The following is a 3,462-nucleotide window of genomic DNA, read 5'->3' as shown; positions in this document are numbered from 1 at the left end:
TATTCCAGATATGAAAACCCTTAAAGAGCTAATTCCAGGGGTAAAATGGGATAGTTTAGATGCTTCTGAAATTACGGCTAAAATAGATTGGTAAGATGGTTCAATACGCAACTATAGCCGATTTAGAGTTAGCTTTTGGTAGCAAGGTTTTGGTCGAACTAACAAGCGACGATCCAAGAGAAACCGAGCCAGACCAAGCTAAACTAAATTTCGTACTTAATAAGGCTTCTTCGGAAATTGATAGTTATTTAGGAAGATGCTATCAATTACCTTTATCCTTTGTACCCGATATAGTTATGTTTAAGACTCTAGATTTGGCTCGGTATTACCTGGAATGCGGTTGCAACAACGGCGATCGCGTCAAGGAACTCTATCAAGACGCTATTGAATGGCTGAAAGAATCTTGTTGCGGAGAATGTCCCAATTTCATAGAAGGGTTAGCCAAAAAATCTGCTTCTAAATCCATCTCCTATTATTCGCAAGATAGAGTATTTACCAGGCAAAATCTAAACGGCTATGTAGATTCTTCTCGCTATTATCATTGATAAATGAGTAGGTTATCTCGCTTAGAAGAAAATATTTTAAATAGACTCGACCCGCTCAAAGATCGTGGTTTGGAGTTACTAAACTCTCCTGTTCGCTGTAGGGGTCGAGCTATTGCTACTGCTTACTTTTACATGACTTCTGATAACGGCGAGCAACTAGAAGCTACTACTCAAAAAGGCTCTACCACTATTTCTTTTGGGGTTCAACTATGCGATATGCGATCGCATAAACAGATTTACCCCTATTTAGAGGCAATTAAATTGCTTTTAAATTGGTACGTACCTGACATAGAAGGGTTTGGGGAAATTAAATTTAATTCTATTGGTTATTCTCCATACGAAGATAAAGACGGAATTAAATGGGTCTATGAAATGACTTTTTCCGTAGTTACTTTGGTTAAAAAGCAAAGAACCCCTTTGCTTAAAATAGAAGAACTCTTTATATAGTAACGAGGCTAAAAATGACTCAGTTCGGACATGGAAGCTTAATTATCGAAACCAAAAATATAGTTCCTTCAGTCAATCAAACAGTATCGATGGAACTATGTTATGCGGGGATTGCGATCGCCAGCAACCCCACTGAGGTACAATCCCAGTGTCGCGATCGTAAAACAGGTTTTTTGGTTACAAAAAGAAAGGGTTTAAGTGAAATTATTCATACAGTAACCCTGACTTTTCAGCATGGAGATTGGCAGCACATGGGTTTCTTTCATGACGAAATCCCCACAGATGCTTCTGGCAATGTCAGGAAATCTGAATTTATAAATGTACCAAGCACCGCTCCTTTTGAAGTAGTAGACGCAAATATTACGGCACAAAATGCTGCTCAGATTAGAGCTTATCTGACAGAAAAAGGAACTTGGGGCGATGCTGGTTTCCTTCAAAATGTGAACGCAGCCCCAAGCGCGGTAAAAGAAGTACAAGTAGATGAAGTTAACAGTAAACTTGTTTTCGATCAGGCTTTGGCAGGTGCGGAGGTTGGTTATTTCTATGATAAATCTTATGCACCAATCCAGACTATCGGAGCTTCAGATGCTCCCGAAAATTATGGAGATATAAGTGCTTGGTTTAAGAGTTTTGGTGATGATGATTTCGATTCGGGATTAGCTTACTATTTCCCCAACTTAATCAGAAATAGAGTTCCTCCTACTATAGACTTTAATGCTTCACCAATGACTGTGTCGGTTACTTATGAGGCTACTAATACTAAGGGCAGATTGTTCCCTTATGAAATTTACAACGAGGAATACGCTACAGCAGCGTAAAATTGAAGTAGATACTTTCTCGACGGTCGCGATCTTCTATCTCGCGATTTTTTTATGCTGATTTTTTAACTTGGCTAGTTTTAAAAGATTAAATTCTCTATTTTGCTGAGATGTATTTTTGCTTGGTAATGGTTTAGTTTTTTTAGTTGTTTTGCCTTGTACCTCTTTTTCAAGTTGGGATAAACTTTGTAATGTGTTATATACTTCTTTAAAGGGTTTGTCGCCAACCTTAAGAGCGTCTTCTATCGAACCGCCTCTTAAGGCGATCGCTGCGATAATTTCTTCGTACCGCGCTTTGTGTTGGTAGTTAATTTCTATAGCTGAGGGGTTGTTTACCGAATTTACGGTAACTAACAACCCTTCATTTTGCTTGTATTGAAAAATTAAGGCTATTAATAATTTTTCATTAACCCAGTCTGGATCGATCGCATTCAATTCTAAGCAGCGATCGCAGTTGTAGCGAAAAACTTCATCCTTTTCATATATTTTGCCGATGCTTTTATGGGGGGCAATAGCATTAATTTCGCGAACTTTTTTGTATAAAATCTCTATTCGTTCGTCAAACTCAAATTTACCCTTTAATGAACAACCTCTGGTGCTTCTAGTTGTTCCGAACCTGTCTTGAAAGTCTATTATTGTTATATCGTTTGATAGATCGCTTTGCAAAATACCCATGAATAGAAGAATTACCCTTGAAATTGATATTAATTCTAGCAATGCTATTCGTGATGTTGAAGCTATATCTAGAAGGTTTTTAGCATTACAAGAGAGACTTAGAAGTATTGACGCAGTGGCTCAACAGCTAGGAACTAGTTTTGATGACACTGAAAGATTTTTGTCTGCATTGGGAATATCAGCTAATACAGCTAGTAGAGCGATCGCGGGGATTCAAGCCGAACAAAACGGATTGCGCCAGGTTGGAAGCACTATTAGAGAGCTAAATTTAACGGAGCAACAAGGAAATATTTTATCCGAGGTATTGGGAAACCCAAGTGATATACAAAATTATACTAGACAGCTAAACGGATTAAACTCTTCTTTGGATGACCTGACTCAAATTAGTAGAGCAGTTGGCGGTTCGGTATCTGATGCGGAAAGGTTGATTGAAGAATTGGGGCTAAGTGCATCACAAACAGCTAGGGCAATAAGAACCATTCAAGCAGAGAATGCAGTTGGAGCAAATAGAAGGACTCAAATAGGCAATCTTCAGAACTTGGGACTAAATGAAGATCAAGCTAATGCTTTATTGGATAGAACCCAAAACAGAATTAGAGGCTTAAACCAAGAAACATCGAGCTTATTATCTCAAATAGGGGGGTTAGCTTTTGCGTTTAATAATGTATTGCAGTCAGTTCAAATATTTGCTGCTGGAACTTCACAAGCTTACGATGCTTTAATTGGTCAAAATGAAAGATTTCGTCAAGATGTTTTATCTACACAAGCTTCATTAGTTGCAACTAGTGACATTCTTAGAGACTCGGTTATTATTGAAGATTCAACAGAAGCAATTTTATCTTTAGCTCAACCATTAGAGGAAACAATTGCCAAAATAAGAAGAGATTCCCTAGAGTTAGTAGGGGTTACAAGTAGCGAGTTAATACCTTTATTCAGGATATTAAGCACGAATACTCAAGAGATATCTAATCAATCAG

General features: G+C 37.9%; 5 protein-coding genes. 4 read left to right on the top strand and 1 reads right to left on the bottom strand.

From position 1 onward, the window contains the following. Positions 1-95: 95 nt before the first annotated feature. The 3 genes from F6K13_RS24295 to F6K13_RS24285 are packed head-to-tail and all read left to right on the top strand — an operon-like array spanning position 96 to position 1,810. Complete coding sequence (locus F6K13_RS24295) at positions 96-545, top strand: gp436 family protein (RefSeq protein ID WP_287288633.1); 450 nt, start codon at positions 96-98, stop codon at positions 543-545. Positions 546-548: 3 nt separating this feature from the next. Further along, positions 549-992 (top strand): hypothetical protein, encoded by a 444-nt coding sequence (locus tag F6K13_RS24290; protein WP_287288632.1) that lies wholly within the window; start codon positions 549-551, stop codon positions 990-992. A 14-nt stretch (positions 993-1,006) separates the two neighbouring features. Continuing rightward, entirely contained in the window at positions 1,007-1,810 is an 804-nt protein-coding gene (locus F6K13_RS24285) for a hypothetical protein (protein ID WP_287288630.1), read from the top strand. Positions 1,811-1,846: 36 nt separating this feature from the next. Here F6K13_RS24285 and F6K13_RS24280 read toward each other — a convergent pair whose 3' ends face one another. Beyond that, positions 1,847-2,485 carry a hypothetical protein gene (locus F6K13_RS24280; RefSeq protein WP_287288629.1) on the bottom strand — a complete coding sequence of 213 codons (639 nt, stop codon included), beginning with the start codon at positions 2,483-2,485 and terminating at the stop codon, positions 1,847-1,849. On the opposite strand from F6K13_RS24280, the gene F6K13_RS24275 reads away from it, so the two are divergent. Next, the coding region (locus F6K13_RS24275; RefSeq protein ID WP_287288627.1) for a hypothetical protein at positions 2,484-3,462 on the top strand (979 nt) is incomplete at its 3' end. The genes F6K13_RS24280 and F6K13_RS24275 overlap by 2 nt on opposite strands.

Source organism: Okeania sp. SIO2B9 (assembly GCF_010672505.1).
Classification (GTDB): Bacteria; Cyanobacteriota; Cyanobacteriia; order Cyanobacteriales; family Microcoleaceae; genus Okeania; species Okeania hirsuta.
The sequence above is the reverse complement of the archived record's forward strand: the minus strand, read 5'-3'. Positions and strand labels throughout refer to the sequence as shown.